Origin of the sequence: Brachybacterium sp. SGAir0954, assembly GCF_005490785.1 — a bacterium.
GTDB classification, from domain to species: Bacteria; Actinomycetota; Actinomycetes; order Actinomycetales; family Dermabacteraceae; genus Brachybacterium; species Brachybacterium rhamnosum.
Map to the genome: position 1 here is coordinate 393,229 of NZ_CP027295.1, position 19,928 is coordinate 413,156.

General features: G+C 73.5%; 21 protein-coding genes. 2 read left to right on the forward strand and 19 right to left on the reverse strand.

Features of this window, described 5'->3' with window-relative positions; genetic code table 11:
* Window positions 1–138: 138 nt before the first annotated feature.
* The 16 genes from C1N80_RS01755 to C1N80_RS01830 all read right to left on the reverse strand — a co-directional run bounded on the left by C1N80_RS01755 (window position 139) and on the right by C1N80_RS01830 (window position 13,481).
* On the reverse strand, window positions 139–1,209 hold the full coding sequence (locus C1N80_RS01755; RefSeq protein ID WP_137769195.1) for a hypothetical protein: 1,071 nt from the start codon (window positions 1,207–1,209) through the stop codon (window positions 139–141).
* Between the two features lie 196 nt (window positions 1,210–1,405).
* A complete protein-coding gene (gene fdhD / locus C1N80_RS01760) occupies window positions 1,406–2,278 on the reverse strand; it encodes a formate dehydrogenase accessory sulfurtransferase FdhD (protein WP_137769196.1) in 873 nt (290 codons plus the stop codon).
* Between the two features lie 27 nt (window positions 2,279–2,305).
* Window positions 2,306–2,683: a helix-turn-helix transcriptional regulator gene (locus C1N80_RS01765; RefSeq protein WP_137769197.1), complete on the reverse strand. Its 378-nt coding sequence runs from the start codon at window positions 2,681–2,683 to the stop codon at window positions 2,306–2,308.
* Window positions 2,680–3,168: an SRPBCC domain-containing protein gene (locus C1N80_RS01770; RefSeq protein WP_137769198.1), complete on the reverse strand. Its 489-nt coding sequence runs from the start codon at window positions 3,166–3,168 to the stop codon at window positions 2,680–2,682. Before C1N80_RS01770 ends, C1N80_RS01765 begins: the two co-directional genes overlap by 4 nt.
* A 103-nt stretch (window positions 3,169–3,271) precedes the next feature.
* Window positions 3,272–3,748, reverse strand: coding sequence for an SRPBCC domain-containing protein (locus tag C1N80_RS01775; protein ID WP_137769199.1), 477 nt, complete (start codon window positions 3,746–3,748; stop codon window positions 3,272–3,274).
* A gap of 86 nt (window positions 3,749–3,834) precedes the next feature.
* Window positions 3,835–4,773, reverse strand: coding sequence for an SDR family oxidoreductase (locus C1N80_RS01780; RefSeq protein WP_137769200.1), 939 nt, complete (start codon window positions 4,771–4,773; stop codon window positions 3,835–3,837).
* Entirely contained in the window at window positions 4,770–5,753 is a 984-nt protein-coding gene (locus C1N80_RS01785) for an ABC transporter substrate-binding protein (RefSeq protein ID WP_137769201.1), read from the reverse strand. The genes C1N80_RS01780 and C1N80_RS01785 overlap by 4 nt, the downstream gene beginning before the upstream one ends.
* Before the next feature lie 55 nt (window positions 5,754–5,808).
* A complete protein-coding gene (locus tag C1N80_RS01790) occupies window positions 5,809–6,474 on the reverse strand; it encodes an ABC transporter permease (protein WP_137769202.1) in 666 nt (221 codons plus the stop codon).
* A complete protein-coding gene (locus C1N80_RS01795) occupies window positions 6,471–7,127 on the reverse strand; it encodes an ABC transporter permease (RefSeq protein WP_137769203.1) in 657 nt (218 codons plus the stop codon). The genes C1N80_RS01790 and C1N80_RS01795 overlap by 4 nt, the downstream gene beginning before the upstream one ends.
* A complete protein-coding gene (locus C1N80_RS01800; protein WP_137769204.1) occupies window positions 7,124–7,960 on the reverse strand; it encodes an ABC transporter ATP-binding protein in 837 nt (278 codons plus the stop codon). The genes C1N80_RS01795 and C1N80_RS01800 overlap by 4 nt, the downstream gene beginning before the upstream one ends.
* 177 nt (window positions 7,961–8,137) lie before the next feature.
* On the reverse strand, window positions 8,138–8,929 hold the full coding sequence (locus tag C1N80_RS01805; RefSeq protein ID WP_137769205.1) for a class II glutamine amidotransferase: 792 nt from the start codon (window positions 8,927–8,929) through the stop codon (window positions 8,138–8,140).
* Window positions 8,930–8,954: 25 nt separating this feature from the next.
* On the reverse strand, window positions 8,955–9,782 hold the full coding sequence (locus tag C1N80_RS01810; protein ID WP_137769206.1) for an amino acid ABC transporter permease: 828 nt from the start codon (window positions 9,780–9,782) through the stop codon (window positions 8,955–8,957).
* On the reverse strand, window positions 9,779–10,471 hold the full coding sequence (locus C1N80_RS01815; RefSeq protein WP_137769207.1) for an amino acid ABC transporter permease: 693 nt from the start codon (window positions 10,469–10,471) through the stop codon (window positions 9,779–9,781). The genes C1N80_RS01810 and C1N80_RS01815 overlap by 4 nt, the downstream gene beginning before the upstream one ends.
* A 10-nt stretch (window positions 10,472–10,481) precedes the next feature.
* Window positions 10,482–11,459, reverse strand: a complete 978-nt coding sequence (locus C1N80_RS01820; RefSeq protein ID WP_137769208.1) for a glutamate ABC transporter substrate-binding protein — start codon at window positions 11,457–11,459, stop codon at window positions 10,482–10,484.
* A 33-nt stretch (window positions 11,460–11,492) separates the two neighbouring features.
* Window positions 11,493–12,287: an amino acid ABC transporter ATP-binding protein gene (locus tag C1N80_RS01825; protein ID WP_137769209.1), complete on the reverse strand. Its 795-nt coding sequence runs from the start codon at window positions 12,285–12,287 to the stop codon at window positions 11,493–11,495.
* Window positions 12,288–12,680: 393 nt separating this feature from the next.
* The gene (locus C1N80_RS01830) at window positions 12,681–13,481 is read right to left on the reverse strand and encodes a hydroxymethylpyrimidine/phosphomethylpyrimidine kinase (RefSeq protein ID WP_137769210.1); all 801 of its coding nucleotides are present in this window, start codon (window positions 13,479–13,481) and stop codon (window positions 12,681–12,683) included.
* Between the two features lie 239 nt (window positions 13,482–13,720).
* On the opposite strand from C1N80_RS01830, the gene C1N80_RS01835 reads away from it, so the two are divergent.
* Window positions 13,721–14,269, forward strand: coding sequence for a GtrA family protein (locus C1N80_RS01835; protein ID WP_168197991.1), 549 nt, complete (start codon window positions 13,721–13,723; stop codon window positions 14,267–14,269).
* Between the two features lie 36 nt (window positions 14,270–14,305).
* A complete protein-coding gene (locus C1N80_RS01840; RefSeq protein ID WP_137769212.1) occupies window positions 14,306–15,547 on the forward strand; it encodes an aminotransferase class I/II-fold pyridoxal phosphate-dependent enzyme in 1,242 nt (413 codons plus the stop codon).
* A gap of 83 nt (window positions 15,548–15,630) precedes the next feature.
* Here the strand turns inward: C1N80_RS01840 and C1N80_RS01845 are convergent, their stop codons facing one another.
* From C1N80_RS01845 to C1N80_RS01855, 3 genes are all read right to left on the reverse strand, one after another.
* Window positions 15,631–16,677, reverse strand: coding sequence for a proline-rich domain-containing protein (locus C1N80_RS01845; protein WP_137769213.1), 1,047 nt, complete (start codon window positions 16,675–16,677; stop codon window positions 15,631–15,633).
* A gap of 198 nt (window positions 16,678–16,875) precedes the next feature.
* Window positions 16,876–19,029, reverse strand: a complete 2,154-nt coding sequence (locus C1N80_RS01850; RefSeq protein ID WP_137769214.1) for a 3-hydroxyacyl-CoA dehydrogenase NAD-binding domain-containing protein — start codon at window positions 19,027–19,029, stop codon at window positions 16,876–16,878.
* Window positions 19,030–19,162: 133 nt separating this feature from the next.
* On the reverse strand, window positions 19,163–19,888 hold the full coding sequence (locus C1N80_RS01855) for a hypothetical protein (protein WP_137769215.1): 726 nt from the start codon (window positions 19,886–19,888) through the stop codon (window positions 19,163–19,165).
* Window positions 19,889–19,928 lie beyond the last annotated feature (40 nt).

Here is a 19,928-nt window from a genome sequence, read left to right on the forward strand (position 1 = left end):
TCCTAGGGAAGCTCCCGCGAAGGTCCGATTCCGTTCCGTTGCGGGCTCTGATCTGGAACGGAATCGGACCATCGGCCACGAGAGGCGGGTCGCTTTCCGGGGCGCGCGCACCGGAGCAGGAGCCGGGCCACGCTGCCGTCACCGATCCATGCGTGCCGAGGGGTGCGTCGCGATGACCGCGGCGAGCCGGCGTCGGATCCGCGCGGCGTCGGGCACCGCCGCGCCGTGACGCGCGAGGGCGTCCCGGACCCGCAGCAGGATCCGCAGCGGCCGCCGGAGGTCATCGCCGTTCGCGCGGATGAGCGTCCACCCCAACCCCGCCAGCTGGTCCCGCCGCTCCTCGTCACGGCGCCACTGCCCCTTCGTGGTCCGATGCCCGTCGCCGTCATACTCGAGCCCGAGCCGGACCTCCTCCCAGGCCAGGTCGATGTAGCGCACGCTCCGGTCGCGGGGATCGGTGACACGCAGGTTCGGCACCGGCCGAGGGAGCCCGACGGCCGCGATCACCAGGCGCATCACCGTCTCGCCCGGGGAGCGAACCTCCGGCAGTGCCATCCCGAGCGCACGGCGCGCCGCCGGCGTCCCTGCTCGACCGGGTGTCGACGCGAGCACGGCCCGCAGCGCCTCGACGCTCTGTCCCGGGAAGCGGGCCTGCGGTCCGATCATCGCCTCGGCCACGGCGACGAGGTCCCACGGACGCAGCACCGTCCCGAGCTGCCGGAGCACCTCGCCCTGGACCGGGAGGCGAAGCTTGCCCACCTGGGACGTCGCCACCGGGCCGCCACGATGGACCACCGCCCCGCGCCCGATCCGAGTGCGCCCGCCCCGAGGGAGGAGGCAGTGCAGCACGGGCAGGGTCGCATCGTCACCGCGGGCGATGCCGGGCGGCACGGCGGGGACCACGAGGGTCCCGTCGTCCGGCCGCTCCGTCACCGGGAGCATCCCGATCCCGCCCTGGACCCGAGCCGGGAGCGGCAGTCCCCACAGCAGCGCGGCCGTCGTGTGGCTCGGCACGCTCCCCGGCAGCGCTCTGTTCTGCAGCACCCAGGCCATCGCGTTCAGCGAGCACGGGAACGCGGTGGGCGTGAGGTAGCCGGGGAAGACGGTCGTGAAGGAGTCCGAGGCGAGATCGCGCGGGTGCATGCCGAGCGAGATCCAGACGGAGCGGTGCTCCAGGACGCCGGCGAAGCGACTCAGGGCAGGGGGCATGGGCCGACGCTATGTGCGGACCAGGGCTCCGCGCCGGCGGGGGCTGCGGCTGTGGAGAAAGGCGCGGTGGGGAGGAGAGGCGCGCTGCACGCCGCACCCACGCCCACGCCCACGCCCACGATGGTCCGATTCCGTTCCAGATCGACGCCAGAGATGGAACGAACTCGGACCATCAGGGGGGAGGGAGAAGGTGCGCTCAGCCCTCGACGGCGGAGAGGTCGAGGCGGTCCTCGCCGGTGTAGACGTTGAGGCGGCCGTCGCCGTCGTCGGCCGCGCGGGTGAAGCCGAGGAGCGTCATGCCGAAGGCCTCGGCGGTGTCCACGGCGAGGGAGCTCGCGGCGGAGACGCAGGCCAGCAGCGGCGCCCCGGCGAGCGCGGCCTTCTGCGCGATCTCGAAACTCGCACGGGAGGAGACGAGCAGGAAGCAGTCGGCGAGCGGCAGGCGGTCCTCGAGCAGCGCCCAGCCGATGACCTTGTCCACCGCGTTGTGACGGCCCACGTCCTCCCGGACCACGAGGATCTCGCCGTCGCGGCCCACGAGCGCGGCCGCGTGGACTCCGCCGGTGCGGGCGAAGACGGGCTGGCGCTCCCCCAGCTCACGCGCCGCCTGCAGCACGACGCGCGGGTCGATCCGCCAGTCGGCCCCGAGGGTGAAGCGGCCGCGCCGTCGGACCGCCTCGATGCTCTCCGCCCCGCACACGCCGCACGCGGAGGAGGTGGTGAAGGCGCGGGAGGCGACGGGCAGCAGCTGCGGCCGCGCGGTCGTGAACTCCATGACGTTGTAGGTGTTGCGGGGCAGGCCGGTCTCGTCCTCGACGACGGCGCCGTCGCAGTAGCGGGCCTCGGCGACGTCCTCGCGGCGCTCGATGAGCCCCTCGCCGTGGAGGAAGCCGTGGATCAGCTCGACGTCGTGGCCCGGGGTGCGCATCGTGAGCGAGAGCCGCTGCCCGTTCAGGCGGATGTCCAGCGGCTCCTCGACGGCGACGTGGTCGCCCTTGCGGCCGGCGTACAGCTTCCCGTCGCGGACGCGGACGGTGCGCACGCGCGCGGTGTCGGTGACCCTGCCCATCCCTCGAGGATAGTCGCGGCGGGCACGTCAGGGGGACATCCAGGCGGGGCCCTCGCGACCCTCCGTCTGCTCCGCGGCCGCCTTGAGTCCGGCGAGGCGGCCCTCCCAGCCGGTCGCGACGAGGCCCAGGAGGTCGGAGACCTCGCGCACCCGCTCCGGGGTCACGGTGTGGACGCGCCGGCGGGCGCTGCGCTCGGCGCGCACGAGCCCGGCCTGCTCGAGGACCGTGAGGTGCTTGGCGACGCCCTGGCGGGTGAGCTCGAGGTCCCGGGCGACGGCGCCGGCGTCGTCCGGCCGCTCGGCGAGGCGCACGAGGATCCGGCGGCGGGTGCGGTCCGCGAGGGCGGGGAGCAGGAGGTCCGCCGCGGGGTCGAGGAGCGCGAGCGCGGCCGACGGGGTGCTCATTCGGCCGCTTCGCACACGGCGCGGGCGACGCCCAGCTCCTCGATCCAGCCGTCGGTGTTCTCCTCGAACCGGCGCCGACGGGTGGCCGCGTCCCCGGGGAGGCTCGCGAAGCCGCTCTCGCGGACGGTGAGCTCCACGCCGTCGGCGTGCGGGGCGATCGTGAACTCGACGGTGGTGCTCGCCGACTCGGCGTCCCCTGCCTCGCCCTCGCCGTCGCCGTCGATCCAGCGGAACTCGGCGCGGTGCGGCGCCTCGAGGGTCACGGTCTCGATGACGAAGGCGCCGTGCACGGGATCGAGGACCCGGGTGCGGCCGCCGCCGAGGTCGGTGAGCTCGTGCTCGCGGTAGGTGCCGTCGTTGATGAACCATCCGGGCTCGCTGACGAGGACGAAGACGCGCTCGGCGCTCGCGGCGATCGCGATCGAGCGGACGATCTCGTCGGGGACGTCCTCGGCGGTGAGCGCGGTGGGGTCGGATCCGGTCATGAGGAGCTCCTCGGTCGGGCGGGACCTGTCCCGCGTGACCTCAGCGTGGCATGACGGAGCCCGTAGTGCAACCCATTTGTTGCACTACGGGCTCCTCGGCGGCTCAGGCCTCGCTGACGGCGGCCGCGAGCAGGTTCAGCGACTGCTCGAGCTCGGCCTCGGTGATGAGCGGGAAGCCCACCTTCTCGAGCAGCTTCTTGTCGGTCACCTTGTCCCAGGAGTAGGTGAGCACGACCTCGGTGGTCGAGGCGTCCTGGGCGCGCAGCTCGTAGAGCCACTCCCAGCCCTTCGGGGCGTCCGGGGCGTCGTCGTTCGCGGGCTGCCAGCCCACCATCTTGTTCTCGTCGAAGGCGGTGACGTGGTTGTGGATGCGGTAGTCGCCGCCCTGGTCCTCGCGGTGCATGTTCATCACGAACTTCTCGCCGGACTTCGTGATGCGCTCCGTGTCCTCAGAGGACCGGACGCTGCCGGAGCCGTCGAAGGACGGGTGCTTCGCCGGCAGCGTGAGCAGCGCGAAGATGTCCTTCGCGGGGGCGTCGATGATGCGGGAGACGGTCACGTGCGTGTCGGAGGTCGTCATACCCCCACCTTGCCGCAGTCCCCGGTCGCTGTCACACGAATCCCGACCACCAGGTCGTTCTCGCTGGTCAGCGGGGGGTCACCGGCTCATGCCCGCACGACGTCCTCGAGGCGCAGCGGCTCGCGGCCCAGCACCTCCGCCACGTGCCCGCTCACCGCGGCGAGCGCGCCGGAGGCGATCGCGGTGTACGTGCTGATCCAGGCATCGACCTCCCAGTCCGGCGCCCCGTAGGGCGCGCGGGAGGCGCGGGCCTCCTCCATCGTCTCGTCGACGTAGCGGTGCTCGAGCCCGGTCGCGGCCGTGAGCCGCGCGGCGACCTCGCCAAGGGTGGGCGCCTCGGCGCCCGTGAGCTCGAGGACCCTCCCCGCGAAGGCAGACGGGGCCGCGAGGATCCGTGCGGCGACCTGGGCGACGTCCTCCCGCGCGACGAAGGCGCAGCGCCCCTCGCCGGCGGGGCCGCGCAGGGTGCGGTCCTCCCCCGCCCAGGGCTGCAGCACGTCGAGGTAGAAGCAGTCCCGCAGCAGGGTCCAGCGCATGCCGGTGGCCTCCGCCGCCTCGCGGATCGCGTCCTCGGTGGCGCCGTGGTCCCGGGCGAGGGTGAACTCGGCGTCCGAGGACGCGCCCGTGAACGAGGTGTAGACGAGGTGGCGCACGCCGGCCGCCGCGGCGGCCGTGACCGCCGTGCGGTGCTGGTCGACCCTGTCCGCGCTCTCCCCGGCGGAGACGAGCAGCAGCGTCTCCACCCCGGCGAAGGCGGCGGTGCAGGCCTCGAGGTCCCCGTAGGTCGCGACGGCGATCTCGGCCCCGTCGATCCGCGGGGCGCGCTCGGAGGCGCGGACCACGAGCCGCAGGTCGGCGCCCAGCCCCGCCTGCGCGAGGAGCGCCGCGACCCGGCCGCCGAGCTGCCCGCTCGCGCCGGTGACGGCGATCCGCGCGTGCACCGGCGCCGCGGCGCCGTCGACAGTCCCGGCGACCGCGCCGTCGCCCGCGCCGTCGTCCGTGCCGGTGGTGCCCGGCGTGCTCATGAGCCCAGCAGACCCTTCTCGGTGAGCCAGGCCTTCGCGATCGTCGCGGAGTCCTGCTTGTCGGTGACGCTCTTGGTGTTGAGCGCGATGAGCTCCTCGGTGGTGAGGACGTCGGTGACGGTCTTGATCGCGGCGGCGGCGTCCTCGTCGATCCGCTCGGAGACGAGCGGGGCGACGTTCTGCGGCAGGATCATCGACTCCGGGTCCTCGAGGGTGACGAGGTCGTTCGCGGCGATGGACGGGTCCGCGGTGTAGATGTCCGCGAGCTGCGTGGTGCCGTCGAGCAGCGCCTGCAGGGTGAGAGGGCCGCCGGAGTCGGAGACGGGGACGACGGTGATGTCGGCGTCGTAGACGCTCTTCGCGCCTTGGGGGCCGTAGGGGCGCTCCTCGAACTCGGGGTTCGCGGCGATCCTGAGGTCCTCCACCCCGGCGAGGTCGCCGATGGCGGCGAGCTGGTTCTGGGAGGCGAAGTCCTTGGTCGTCGTGTAGGAGTCCTGGTCGGTGGCCTCCGCGTGGGGCAGCACGCGCAGGCCGTCCGGGAGGGCCTCGCCGAGGGCGGTCGCGAGATCGTCCGCGGTGCCGGTCGCGGCGGACTCGTCGAGGTACTGCAGGAGGTTCCCGAGGTACTCGGGGAGCAGATCGATCGCCCCGGACTCGAGCTCCGGCATGTACACGTCCCGCTGACCGATCTGGTACTGCCGCTCGACGCTCGCGCCGGAGTCCTCGAGGACCTGCGCGAACAGCTCGGCGATGATCTCGTTGGAGTAGTACTGCTGCGAGCCGATGACGAGGGCGCCGGTCGCGGGGCCGCCGCCGTCGGACGACCCGCCGGAGGCGGAGCCGGACTCCTTCGCGAGGGGGTCCTCGTTCGAGCAGGCCGCGGCGCCGGCGGCAACGAGGCCGGTGCCCGCGAGCGCGGCGAAGGAGCGCCGGCCCAGGGCGGGGCCGCGCGAGGGACGGGGGGTGCGGGATGCGGTCATGGTGTCCTCCTGGACGCGGGCGGTGCGGATCGGGTGAGGGGCGGGTGGAGCCGGGTCAGGTGCGGGCGGCGCCGCGCGGGGCGGTGAGCCGCTCCACGAGGCGCAGGGCGAGGTCGATGACGAGCGCGAGGGCGACCACGAGGATCGACCCGCCGAGCATCTGCGGGTAGTCGGAGAGGTTCAGGCCCAGGAAGATGAAGCGACCCAGGCCGCCGTTGCCGATGTAGCTCGCGAGCATGACCGTCGCGACGACCTGCACGGCCGCGAGCCGCACCCCGCCGATCAGCAGCGGGAGGCCCAGCGGCACCTCGACCCGGGTGAGGATCTGCCATTCGGTCATGCCCTGGGCGCGGGCGGCGTCCACGGTGCGCGGGTCCACGGCCTCGCACGCGGAGTAGGCGCCGGCGAGCAGCGAGGGGATCGCGAGGATCACGAAGGCGAGCACGGGCGCGGTGAGCCCGATCCCGAGCCACAGCCCGAAGAGGGTCACGAGGCCCAGGGTGGGCAGGGCGCGGGCGGCGCCGCTGAGCGCGACGACGGGACCGCGGCCGCGGCGGGTGTGGCCGACAAGCAGTCCCACCGGGATCGCGACGAGCGCGGCGATGCCGACGCCCAGGAGCGTGTACCAGAGGTGCTCGAGCAGGCGCACGGGGATCGAGCCGGGGCCGGACCAGCGGGTGGGGTCGGCGATCCAGGCGAGGGCCTCGAGGAGCTGGGTCATGCTCGCGCCCCCTTCCGGCGCGGGGTGCGCGCCCAGGGCAGAGCGACCCGGGCGCCGAGGACGATCAGCAGATCGAGGAGCAGGGCGAGGGCCACGGTGAGCACGATCCCGGAGAGGATCTCCTCGAGGATGCCCCGCTGGAAGCCGTCGATGAAGAGCATGCCGAGGCTCGGCACGCCGAGCACGCCGCCCACGGTCACGAGGGACACGGTGGAGACGGCGAGGACGCGCAGCCCGGCGACGAGGGCGGGACCGGCGAGCGGCAGCTCGACCTGCCAGAACCGCTGGAGGGGGGCGTAGCCCTGGGCGGTCGCGGCGCGCAGCGTGTCCCCGCTGACGGCGCGCAGGGCCTCCGAGGCGCTCGGCACCATGAGGGCGAGCCCGTAGATCGTGAGCGCGACGACGATGTTCAGGGGGCTGCGGATCGAGGTGCCGAGGAACAGCGGGAGCACGATGAACAGGGGCAGCGAGGGGATCGCGTAGAGCAGACCGGCACCCGCGGTGAGGGAGGTGCGCAGCCAGCCGCGCACGGCGATGAGCTTCGCGATCGGCAGCGAGAGGACGAAGGCGAGCAGGATCGGCGGGATCGCCTGGAGGACGTGGGCGAGCAGGCGGGAGCCGAGCAGGTCGAGGTTCTCGAGGACCCAGGTCATGCGCGGGCCGCCCCGCCGGCTGGGGGCTCGAGGACGCCTGCGGCGCGGCCGTCGGCGTCGACGACGATGCGGCGGCCCTCGATCTCCTCGACGTGGAGGGTGCGGGTGCCGCGGTCCGCGCCGACGAAGCTGCGCACGAAGTCGTCCGCCGGGGCGGCGAGGATCTCCTGCGGGGTGCCCTGCTGGGCGACGACGCCGCCGGGGCGCAGCAGCACGACGCGGTCGCCGAGCAGGAAGGCCTCGTCGATGTCGTGGGTGACGAAGACGATCGTCTTGTGCAGCTCCTTCTGGATCCGCAGCATCTCCTGCTGGAGGTCCGCGCGGACGATCGGGTCCACCGCACCGAAGGGCTCGTCCATGAGCAGGATGTTCGGATCCGCGGCGAGGGCGCGGGCGACGCCCACGCGCTGCTGCTGGCCGCCCGAGAGCTGGGAGGGGTAGCGGCGGGCGAGGGCCGGGTCCAGGCCCACCGTCTCGAGCAGCTCGAGGGCGCGGGAGCGGGCCTCGCGCCGGGAGGTGCCGCGCAGCACGGGGACGGTGGTGACGTTGTCGAGCACGCTGCGGTGCGGGAGCAGCCCGGAGGCCTGCATGACGTAGCCGATCGAGCGGCGCAGGCGCACGGGGTCGAGGCCGGCGACGTCCTCGCCGTCGATCGCGACGCGACCCCTGCTGGGATCGACCATGCGGTTGATCATGCGCAGCAGGGTGGTCTTGCCGGAGCCGGAGGTGCCCACGAGCACGACGGCCTCGTGGGAGGCGATCTCGAGGCTGAAGTCCTCGACGGCAGTGGTCCCGTCGGGATAGGTCTTGCCGACGTTCTCGAAGGCGATCAACGGGGCCTCCCGTGCGGGGTGCGGTTCAGGGCGTCGTACAGATGTTCGAGGGACGTGCGCAGCCGACACTACTGCATCGTCGCCCTCGCGGCAGGACATGGCCGGCGACGACTCCGCGGTGTACCGCCTCGCCCGGGGCCGCTGATCCACCTGTCGCGCTGCGCCGTGGGGACGGGCTCAGAGCGGCGGGTGCTCGGTGACGGCGAGCGTGGTGCGGCCGATGCTCAGCGCCCCGCCTTGCGGCAGGGTCGCGAAGTCCGCCTGCTCGTAGCCGGTGGAGCTCACGAGCACGCGCTCGGTGTCCTGGCGCCAGCGCAGGTCGTACACCTCGCGGGGCTGATCCGCGGGGGCCTGCGCCGGATCGTGCTGGGCGTAGGCGATGAGCGCGTCCGGCGTCGTGAGCAGGCAGTTCAGGGACTCCGGCGGCCGGCCCGCGATCTCCTCGAGCCAGGCGGTGAGCTCCGCCGCGGCGCGCTGCACGGCGAGCGCCCAGTCCTGCGGCATCGGACCGTCGGCCCCCACCTCCCGCGCGTGCGCGGTGATCAGCGAGAGGAACAGCTCCGAGTCCGTGGTGCCCTCGGGGCGGCGCCCGCCGCGCGCGAGGATCCGCTCCCGCAGCTCCGGGGAGAGGTCGAACTGGCCGTTGTGGCTGAAGGTCACCTCCCCCTCCACGAAGGGATGCGTGTTCGTGAGCTCGAGGGCGAGGCCCACGCTCGCCCGGCGCAGGTGCACCGCGATCACCTCGCCGTGGGCCTCCGCGACCGCGTCCCCGTAGGCGTTCGAGGCGAGCGCCGTGTCCGTTCCCTTGCGCAGCTCCGGCGTGCGGGAGCGGTGCGGATCCGGGTACCAGGCCACGCCCCAGCCGTCCTTGTGCCGCTCGGAGAGCGCGGTGAACAGGGGCAGCTCCGCCGGCACGATCCGCTCGAGCGGGCGCGGGGTGGAGCTGACGACGCCGAGGAGTCGGCACATGGGGAGGTCCTTCCGTCAGGCCGGGTCAGCCCGTCGCGGCACGGCGCCGCATACGGGCGTCGAGCAGGTGCGCTGCGCGCGTGAGCAGGATGTTCAGCACGATGTAGATCCCGGAGACCACAAGATACGTCTGCACGAGATAGCGGGTGATCGAGACCATCGTCTTGCCCTGGAACTGCAGCTCGTTCACGCTCACCACGTACCCGAGCGTCGAGTCCTTCAGCAGGCTCACGAGCGCGAGCACGAGGCTCGGCAGCACGAGCCGCACCGCCTGCGGCAGGATCACCGCGCTCATGGTCTGCCCCGAGGTCAGGCCGATCGCCGCGCCCGCCTCGTGCTGGCCGCGGTCCACGGCCCGGATCCCCGCCCGGAACACCTCCGCCGTCGTCGCGGAGCTCACGAGGATCATCGGGATCACGAGCATCCAGAAGCGCGGGAAGGTCACCCCGTAGGCGGGCAGGGCCAGCAGGAACGCGTAGACCACGAGCAGCATCGGGATGCCGCGGAAGAACTCGATCCACGCCGCGGCGACCGCGCTCAGCACCCGCAGCCGGGACAGCCGGCCGAGCGCGAGCAGCAGGCCGAAGGGGAAGGCGACCACGGCCGCGACCGCCGTCGCCCGCAGGGTGCCCAGCAGACCCTCACCGAGGAAGGCGAGGTAGTCGCGGCGCAGGTACGGCAGCCACTTGTCGGCCGCGAGCTGCCCGTTGCGGCCGAACTGCCACAGCCCCAGCCCGAGCACGGCGGCGATGGCCAGCACCGAGAGGACGGAGAGGAGACGGATCCTGGCCCGGCCGCGGGGGCCGGGCGCGTCGAAGAGCACCTGGGTGGCGCTCGCGCTGCGGGTGCTCATGCCTGCGCCGCCCCCTGGAGCCGCACGGACGGGCGCAGCCGGCCCGAGCCGCCCGGCGCGAGGCGCGCCTCGAGGCGGCGCCCGCCGTAGGCCGCGAGCAGCGACAGCGCGAGGTAGACGACGCCCGCCACGAGGAACAGCAGCACCGCCTCCGCCGAGCGGATGTTCAGCTGCTGCGTGACGTACGTGGTCTCGCCGACGGAGATCGCCGCGCACAGCGAGGAGCCGATCAGCGTGCCGATGAAGACGTTCACGAGCGGCTGGACCATCGTGCGGAACGCCTGCGGCAGCACCACGAAGCGCAGCACCCCGAAGAAGCCCAGGCCGATCGAGCGGGCCGCCTCCGCATGGCCCACGGGCACCGTGTTGATGCCCGAGCGGATGTTCTCGCCCACGAACGCGGCGCTCGAGAGAGTCAGGCCCAGCACGCCGCACCAGAAGTACGGCAGCACGAGGCCCGCGTCCGGCAGCCCGAAGGCGAGCAGGATCAGCAGGCTCAGCAGCGGGATGTTCCGGAAGATCTCGACGTACACCGTCCCCGCCCAGCGCAGCGGCGGGATCGGGCTGACCCGGCACACCGCGACCACGGTGCCCAGGACCAGCGCGAAGGCGTAGCCGAGCAGCGTCAGGGCGATCGTGGTGCCGATGCCCTGCAGCAGCAGGGGCCAGTTCTCGACGAGGATCTGCATCCGGGTCGCCTCAGGCGGGGAGGTCGCCGACGGTGGGCGGCTCGGGGGCGTCGCCCTCGATGACCTGGCCGATGGTCGCCTCGTAGAGCTTCTTCCAGGTGCCGTCGGACTCGATCGCCTCGAGGAAGGCGTTGACGAGCTCGAGGGCGTCCGCGTGCTCCTTGTTCAGCCCGATCCCGTAGGGGTCCTCGGTGAAGGGCTCCCCCACCACGGTGACGTCCGGGTCGGCCTTCGAGTTCCCCAGCAGCACGCCCTGGTCCAGCACGTACGCGTCCACGCGCTTCTGCTTGAGCGCGGCGACGCAGGACTCGTTGTCCGCGAGGGTCTCGACGTCGCCCGGGTCCGTCACGTTGTCCTCGATCGCCTGGATGCCGGTCGAGTTGGACTGGGTGACGAGCTTCTTGCCGGTGAGGTCCGCGGGGCCGGTGATCGAGTCCTTGTCCTCGGTGCGCACCTGGATGGAGGTGCCGGAGAGGTAGTAGGGGCCGGCGAAGTCGATCTTCTCGAGGCGCTCGGCGGTGATCGAGTACGTCGCGATGACGCAGTCCACGGTGTCGTTCTGGACCATCGTCTCGCGGGTCTCGACGGTCGTGTCGATGTACTCGACCTTCTCCTCACCGCCCTCGCCGAGGATGTAGCGCGCGAGCAGCTGGGTGATGCCGGCGTCGAAGCCGGTGACCTTGTCGGTCGCCGGGTCGATGATCGAGAAGACCTGGTTGGCGGTGGTGCCGCCGCGCACGAGCTTGCCCTTCTCCTTGATCGCGGTCGCCCAGGCGCTGCCGGAGATCGCGGAGTCCTCCGCGACGGGGCCGCCGGCGATGACGGCGTCGTACTCGCCGCTCGCCGCGCCGCCGTCGCTCGCCCCGGAGCCTCCCAGGGACGGGGCGTCGGTCGAGTCGGAGGAGCAGGCGGCGAGGGCGGCGACCGCGGGCACGGCGGCCGCGGCGGCGAGCAGGGAACGGCGGCCGGGACGGATCTTGCGGGTCATGAGGGGCTCCTGGGGTCGAGGGATCGGGTGGGGTCAGTGCGGGAGGATCGTGGAGAGGAAGTCCCGGGCCCGCTGCGTGCGCGGGGCGGTGAAGAACTGCTCGGGCTCGCCCTCCTCGACGATCTCGCCGCGGTCCATGAACACCACGCGGTCGCACACGTGGCGGGCGAAGCCCATCTCGTGCGTGACCACGAGCATCGTCATGCCGCGCTCGGCGAGGGAGCCCATGACGTCGAGGACCTCGTTGATCACCTCGGGGTCCAGGGCCGACGTCGGCTCGTCGAAGAGCAGCGCCTTGGGGTCCATCGCGAGCGCCCGGGCGATCGCGACGCGCTGCTGCTGCCCGCCGGAGAGCTCCGCGGGGAGGCTGTGCGCCTTGTCCGCGAGGCCCACCCGCTCGAGCAGCTCGCGCGCCCGCTGCTCGGCCTCCGCCTTCGAGGCGCCGCGCACCTTGCGCGGGCCGAGCGTGATGTTGTCGATCGCGCGCAGGTGCGGGAAGAGGTTGAAGGACTGGAACACCATGCCGACGTCGGAGCGGAGCCGGGTGAGCTCGCGACCCTCCTCCGGCAGCAGCTCGTCGTCGATGCGGATCTCGCCCGAGGTGATCGTCTCCAGGCGGTTGATGCAGCGGCACAGGGTCGACTTGCCCGAGCCCGAGGCGCCGATCACCGCGACGACCTCGCCGCGGCGCACGTCGAGGTCCACGTCGTTCAGCGCGACGAAGTCCCCGAAGTGCTTGCTCACGCCGCGCACGGAGATCAGCGGCGGCGCAGGGTCCGGGCCCGCGCCCTGGGCGGCGGGATCGGCGTCGGGGAGGCTGTGATCCATGTCCCGATCCTGGGCAGTTCGAGGGCGCTTGTCCACTTGTGTGGCCGGATGGCCGGGATCCGGGACGCTTCCGTGACCTCGGCGGGCCGGCGCGGGGAGGCGGCGGGGCGGGCAGGGGCGGGCAGAGGGGTACGGGACCTCTTCGTACGGGTCACCCCCGAAAACGAGGGGACCCGTACGAGGACGTCCCGCGGCCCCGACGGCGGGGTGGGCGGGAGCGCGGGGAAGGCCGGGCTGGGCCGCGGGCGGGCATGACGGGTTCCCGACATGACGACGGGACGTCTTCGCGCAGATGTCCCCGAAATCGAGGGAACCTGCGCGAAGACGTCCCGTGGCCGGTCGCCGGGCCGGCGGGCCGGTTCGGGCCGGCGGGCCGCGCCGGGCCGTGGCGGGTCAGGCCCGGTAGGCGCCCTGGTAGACGGCCTCGAAGGGGGCGTGGCCGCCCTGGCGGTTCTCGATCGAGCTCGTGACCACGGCCTTCGCGGTGCGCGCGGCCTCGAGCTCGCTGGCGCCCTTGGCGAGCTCCGCGGTGACGGCGGCGGCGAGGGTGCAGCCGGCGCCGGAGACCCGCTCCTCGCCGATCTTGGGGCTGGACAGCTGGACGATCTGCTCGCCGTCGTAGAACACGTCCACCGCGTCGACGCCGGGGAGGACCACGCCGCCCTTGGCGAGGACGGTGACGTCGTACGTGTCGTGGATGCGCTTCGCGGCCTCGGTGAGGTCCTCGACGGTCTCGATCGACTCCATGCCGGAGAGGGAGAGCGTCTCGAAGTGGTTCGGGGTGACGAACGTGGCGAGCGGCAGGATCTTCTCCTTGAGCGCGTTGTCCGTGTCCAGCGCGGCGCCGGGCTCCTGACCCTTGCAGATGAGCACCGGGTCCAGGACGACGTTCGTGAAGTCGCGCTCCGCGAGGGAGGCGGCGACCGCGTCGATCGTGGCGGGCGTGCCGAGCATGCCGATCTTCACCGTGTCGATGTCGTGCACCGCGGTGGTCGCCTCGATCTGGTCGCGGATGACCTGCGGCTCGACGGGGACGAAGCGGTGGCCCCAGTCGTTCTTCGGGTCGAAGGAGACGATGCAGGTGAGCGCCGCGGTGCCGAAGGTGCCGAGCTGGTGGAACGTCTTGAGGTCCGTCTGCGCGCCGGCGCCTCCGGTGGCCTCGGATCCGGCGATGGCGAGGGCGACGTGGGTCATGGTGGCCTTCCGTGAAGAGGTGGTCCCCGGCCTCCGGGGCCCGTGGCGGGCCCCTGGTCCGGGTGTCCGCGCGCTCCCAGGGAGCCGCGTCCCCGCCGGGCGCGCGGTCATGACCGGCGCCGGCAGGACGGGGTCCCGTCGCTGCGGATCTGCCGCGCGCTCCCAGGGACGTCCGTTCCGGTCCCGTCGCAGCGGCAGGACTCCCAGGGTAGCGCGCGCCCTCCGGTACAGTGCCGTGCGTGTCGAAGCCCGGGACCCGCCAGAGCGCGCCGGCCGGGAACAGCCAGAGCGCTCCGGCCGCGGCCCCGTCGGCCCCGCCCGCCTCCCGCTCCGCACGGCTCGGGGCGTTCCTGCTCTCGCACCTGCGGCCGTCCCTCGCCTTCCTCACCGTGGGCGGGATCGTCTTCCTGCTCGACGCCGCGATGTACAACCTGCTCGTGTTCTGGACGCCCGGCGGCGGCTGGGGCGAGGGCGTCCTGCACGCGCACCCGATCCCCGCGAAGATCCTCACGATCGCCGTCGCCTCGTGCTTCACCTACGTCGGCAACCGGCTGTGGACCTTCGGCGACCGGCCGGCGCCGCACACGACCCGCTCGATCCTCGCCTTCGTGATCGTCAACGTGATCGCCGCGGGCCTGCAGCTCGCGTGCCTCGGCTTCTCCCGCTACGTGCTGGGCCTCGACTCCCCGCTCGCGGACAACATCTCCGGCACGCTCATCGGCCAGGTCGTCTCGACGTCGTTCCGCTACGTCACCTACGGCCGGTTCGTCTTCCCCCGCGAGCGCTGAGGCCCGCCGCGCGACGGCTCTGCGACACTGCCGGGCATGGACGTGAACGGACCCTGGACCCGGGCCTCGCAGGCCGCCGGACTGCTCGTGGACGGGCAGGCCCGCCCCACCGTCTTCGCGCGGATGTCCGCGCTCGCCGCCCGCACGGGCGCCGCGAACCTGGGTCAGGGCTTCCCTGAGACGGACCCGCCCGAGGTCGTCGCGGAGGCAGCGGTCGCCGCGATCCGGGCCGGCCGCAACCAGTACCCGCCGGGGGCGGGCGAGGCGGTGCTGCGGGAGGCCGTCGCCGAGCACCAGCAGCGCTTCCACCGCCTCGTCTGGGATCCCGCGAGCGAGGTGCTCGTGACGACGGGGGCCACCGAGGCGCTCGCCGCGACCCTGCTCGCGCTGGTCCGGCCCGGCGACGAGGTCGTGACGCTCGAGCCGTTCTACGACCAGTACGCGGCGGTGATCGCGCTCGCGGGCGGCGTGCACCGCACGATCCCCGTCTCCTCCCGCACGGACGAGCGCGGGGACCTCGTGCTCGAGGTCGAGGAGGCCGCGGTCGCCGCCGCGTTCTCCGCGCGCACACGGCTCGTGCTCGTGAACACCCCGCACAACCCGACGGGGCTCATGCTCCCCTCCCCCGTGCTGCAGCGGCTCGTGGACGAGGCCGCGGCGGTCGACGCCGTGCTCGTGACCGACGAGGTCTACGAGCACCTCACCTACGACGGCGCCGTGCACACCCCGCTCGCCGCGCTGCCCGGCGCGCAGGACCGCACCGTCTCGATCTCCTCCGCCGGCAAGACCTTCTCGGTGACCGGGTGGAAGATCGGCTGGGTGACGGCGCGGCCGGAGCTGCTCACCGCGATCACCGGCGTGAAGCAGTGGCTCACGTACACCTCCGGGGCGCCCTTCCAGGGGGCGGTCGCGGAGGGCCTGCGCCTGCCCGACGAGGCCTTCACCGCGATCGCGGAGGACCTCCGTGCGCGCCGTGACCTGCTCGTGGGAGGCCTGCGCGAGATCGGCTTCCGCGTCGCCGTCCCGGCCTCGGGCTACTTCGTCGTCGCCGACGCCGCCCCGCTCGGCGAGGCCGACGCCGCGGCCCTCGCGGAGCGGCTCCCGGCGGAGGCCGGGGTGGTGGGGATCCCGCTCAGCGCCTTCTACCGTGAGGGCGCAGCGGCGCAGGCGCCCGGTGGGGACGCCCGCGCGTACCTGCGGCTCGCCTTCTGCAAGGACGTGCCGACGATCGAGCAGGCCCTCGAGCGGCTCGACGCCTGGGCGGCCCCGCGCCGCTGAGCTCGGGCGCCGGACGCACGACGGCCCGCCGTCCCCGAGGGGAGGGCGGGCCGCCGCACGGTGACCTGTGGGGGCCGCGGCCGTCAGATCGCGGCGACCCAGACGCCGTCCGAGGTGAAGTCCGTGAAGACGGTGAACTTGAACGAGCCGGTCTTGGCCTGGTCGCTGGGGATGACGATCCCCTCCTGCCATTCACCCGAGGCTCCGTCGTAGAGCGTACCCACGTCGATCGAGCTCTTGGGGGTGACCGTGCCGTTGTCGGTGAAGGAGTTCCCGTCCTTCGTGACGTACTCGCCGCTCACGGAGAACATCGGCTCGAGGCTCTCGCTGCCGTGGTACGTCACGGTGACCGGGACCAGGATGTAGGTGTTGCCGTCACCCGGCTCCTCATTGAACTGATTGGCCTTCTTGACCTCGTCGGAGGCCTCCCAGTTGATCTCCCCGATGGTGACGTCGACCGTGCCGCCGTTGCCGTCGTCCATCGTGAAGGTCTCGCCGATCGAGTACGGGTTGTCCTTCGTCCCCTTGTCGCCGGCGGCCTGGGTGGTCGGCTCCTCGGTGGTGGTCTCCTCCGTGGTGGGATCCGTGGTCTCGGGCTCGGTGGTCGGGTCCGTGGTCTCCGGCTCGGAGGTGGTGGTGCTGGGCGGATCCGTCGGATCGTCGCCGCCGCTGTTCGAGAACAGGAAGATGCCGCCGCCCACGAGGACGAGGAGCACCGCGAGCACGGCGCAGCCGATGCACACGAACAGTGCGATCTTCCCGCCGTTGCCCTTCTTGGGCGGCTCGCCGCCCTGGGGCGCGCCGCCGAAGGTCGGGGCGAAGGAGGGGCTCTGCGGGTCGCCGAATCCGGGCGCCGGGCTGCCCTGCCCGTAGGCGGGCTGACCCGCCCCGTTCGCCGAGGGCTGGCCGTAGCCGTTCGCGGACGGCTGGCCGTACCCGCCCGCCTGGCCGTATTGGCCGGCGGCGTCGTACTGCCCCGGGGCGTCGTACTGGCCGGGCTGCTGGGCGAAGTCCCCCTGGCCGGCGGCCGGATCCTGCTGCCAGCTGCCCTGCTGGCCTGCGGGGTCCTGCCCGCCGAGGCCGTCGTCCGACGGCGGCTGCCCCCAAGGGTTCTGCGGTGGCTGCGACATGCTCCTGCCGACGCCGATGCCACGGCGCCGTCCCCTTCCTCGTGTCATGCCTGGACGTCGGGCCGCGGCCCGATCGCCACATCGTAAGGGGCGGGAGACCTCCCTCACCCCGTCAGGCCGCGCCCGCACGGTCACGACATGACAACGGCCGCCGGGGCCCGCGGGCCCCGGCGGCCGTGCCGCTCCTGCTCCGGGGACTCAGGAGCGGGCGAAGCGGTCCCCGTGGAAGCGGCGGCCGGCGGCGCGCTCGGAGGCGCCCACCTGGTCGAGGTACGGCGTGATGCCGCCGCGATGGCGCGGGAAGCCGGCGCCGAGGATCATCCCGAGGTCGATCTGGTCGGGGCTCTCGACGACGTGCTCGTCGAGCATGAGGCCGATCTCCTCGGCGAGGCCGTCCTGGACCACCTCGAGCAGGGCATCGCCCACGGGCGCGCTGCCGCTCGCCCCGCCGGCGCCGAAGACCTCGCCGACGGCCGCGGAGACCGGTGCGTGCACAGCGCCCTTGACCCGGTCGGTGAAGCGGCCGCCGCGCTCGGCCATCTCGTGCAGGCCCGGGGAGGCGTGGAACCGCTCGCCGAGCTCGCCGCGCAGCACCTCCCCCACGTGGTCGGCGACCTTGAGGCCCACGAGGTCGAGCAGGGTGAAGGGCCGCATGGGCAGGCCCAGCGGGTGCAGGGAGGCGTCGACCTCGGCGGGATCGGCGCCTGCGTCGAGGGAGGCGAGCACGGCGCCGAGCACGCGGAACAGGAGCCGGTTGACGATGAACCCGGGGGCGTCGGCGCTGCGCACGCCGAACTTCCGCAGGCGGCGCACCACCTCGAGGCCGGTGGCGAGGGTCGCGTCGTCCGTCTGCTCGGTGTGGATCACCTCGACGAGCGGCATCTTCGCGACCGGGTTGAAGAAGTGCAGGCCGACCACGCGCTCGGGGTGCGCGAGGCCCTCCGCCATGGCGGCGACGGAGAGGGAGGAGGTGTTGGAGACGAGCAGCGCCTCCGGGGAGAGCACGCCCTCGAGCTCCTGGAACACGGAGCGCTTGATCGCGAGCACCTCGGGGACGGCCTCGAGGACGAGGTCGCAGCCGGCGAGGTCGGCGACGTCGGTCGTGACGGAGAGCCCGGCGGCGACGGCGCTCGCGGCGCTCTCGTCGAGCAGGCCGCGGGAGGCGGCCTCGGCGACGACCTCGCGGGCGTGCGCGAGGCCCTTCTCCGCGATGGCGGCGTCGAGGTCGCGCATGATGACGGGGACCTGCAGGCCCAGGGCGAGCTGCGCGGCGATCTGGGAGGCCATGAGGCCGGCGCCGGCGACACCCACGGAGCGGATCTCGCGCGCGCCCTCGACGGGCCGGCGGCCGGGCTTGCCGTGGCGCAGGAGCTCCGCGGCGTGGATCGCCCCGGCGGCGGCGGGGGTCGCGGCGAGCTCCGTGAGGGCGGTCGCCTCGCGGGCTAGGGCGTCCTCGAGGGTCGAGCCGGGCAGCTGCTGGAGCAGGTCGAGGGCGCGGGAGACGGACGGCGCGCCCTGCGCCTCGAGGCGTGCGGCCCACTGACGGCGGGTCTCCGCGGAGGTGTGCGGGGCGTCGAGGGCGTCGGCGAGCTCCTCCGCCTCGGGGCTGCCGGCGGCGGGCAGCGGGGAGATGCGGCCGGCCCAGGCCGTCGTGCTCCCGGCGCCGTCCTCGGCCTCCTCGTCGTCATGGGCGGCGACGATCGCGGCGAAGGCGTCGAGCGCGGCGGGGAGGTCCTCGGCGAGCTCGTCGACGAGCCCGATCTCGAGGGCCTGCGCAGCGGAGAGCTGCTTGTCGCGGGCGGGGTCCTCGAGCACCATCCGCACGGCGGTCTCGGGGCCGACGACGCTCTGGAGGAGGGTGGTGCCGCCCCAGCCGGGGAGGATGCCGAGGCCGGTCTCCGGGAGGCCGATGCCGCGGGCGCCGGGGACGGCGGTGCGGACGTCGGCCATGAGGGCGACCTCGAGGCCGCCGCCGAGGGCGGCGCCGTTGAGGTGGGCGAGCACGGGGACGGGGCTCGTGCGCACGCGGACCTGGAGGGCGTGCGCGCGCTCGGTCATGGCGGGGACGCTGCCGGCGGCCTGCGCGTCGGCGAACATCGAGAGGTCGGCGCCGGCGAGGAAGACGCGGCCGGTGCCGGTGAGGGCGATCGCGCCGATCTCCCCGGCCTCCGCGCGGTCGAGCGCCGTGTCGATCGCGCCGGTCACGGCCTCGATGGACTGCGGGCCGAGGGTCGCGGGGCGACGCTCCTCGCCCTCCGGCGGGGCGAGCGTGAGGACGGCGACGGTGCCGAGGGCGGGGTGGTCGAGGTCCTCCGTCAGGACGCGGGTGACGTGCTCGGTGTAGCTGCTCATCAGGGGGTGCCTTTCGCGGACTCGTCGTCGAGGTCGTGCGCCACGGATGTGTAGTACCGCGGGTTTCACATAGATCATGCCGCGCGGCCGGGCCGCTTGTCCACCGCGGCCGCGGCTCAGCCCCTCCGTGGCCTCAGGGCAGCTCCCAGGAGAAGTCCCCCTCGCCGCTCGACGCATCGATGATCACGCCGTCCTCCTCGCCCGCCGGGACGACGAACACGGCCGTGAAGGCGACCGTCCCGCCGTCCTCGAGCGGCGGCAGCTCGCCGAGCGAGCCCTGGACCACCCCGGGGGACATGTCGTCCACGTAGACGAGATCGGTCTCGGCGCCCAGCCAGAGCTCGTCGGTGAGCACGAGGCTGCCGGGACCCTCGTAGGCCACCGTCCCCTCGACGCTCACGAGCGTGAAGCCGGTGCGCGGCAGGTCCTCGTGGCCGGGGATCGTGCCGCCGACCTCCGCGCTGTCGATGCCCACGCTCATGGTGCCGCCGTCCCAGGTGCCCCAGGCGACCGTGTGCTCGCCGACGGTTCCGGGGTGGTCGTAGCCGCCCGTGCCGTCGTCGACCACGGTGCCCGAGGAGTCGGTGACGACCCCGCCCACCTCGTCGCTCCCGGAGTACGTGTCCAGGGCGAGGTCGTCGCCCTGGCTCAGCCGCAGCGCGACGAGCACGGTGCCGGCGACGATGCCGAGGGCGAGCAGCAGCCCCACGACGACGGTCGCGGTGATCACCGGGAGCACCCATCCGGGCCGGCCGCCGCGGGGCGCCGAGGGCGGGGCGACGGCTCCGGGGGCCGACGGCACGGCAGGCGCGAGGGGCGGGGCGCTCTCATGGGGGGCGCGGGAGGACGGCAGGCTCATGATCCGGATGCTAGGGGTGCGCACACCCGTCCACAAGTCA